At 60.7% G+C, this 234-nt stretch carries 1 pseudogene; it reads left to right on the top strand.

The window, feature by feature from the left end:
* Positions 1-23 precede the first annotated feature (23 nt).
* Positions 24-234, top strand: a pseudogene (locus ACQG3P_RS24110) (hypothetical protein); the annotation flags it as partial.

Below are 234 nucleotides of genomic sequence, written 5' to 3'. Positions count from 1 at the left end.
AGAAGGGACAGTACTTAGTATAATACAACCACGACGAGCAATGGCAGCGAGACGCCACGCCGCTGCAGCTCTCCTCGCGCGCCGATATCGCCCGCTACTTCAACGATGATGCCGACCAGATCGACAAGGCGCTGGTGCGCCCCACGGGCGGCTTCGGCATCTTTCACATCAATCCCGGCGCCACCCTCAAGGGCAAGGACAAGGACAGCGACTACATGGCGCTGGTGCTGATCG

Source organism: Stenotrophomonas sp. SrG, assembly GCF_050031795.1.
GTDB lineage: Bacteria > Pseudomonadota > Gammaproteobacteria > Xanthomonadales > Xanthomonadaceae > Stenotrophomonas > Stenotrophomonas rhizophila_A.
This window is presented reverse-complemented; position numbering and strand designations above follow the sequence as displayed.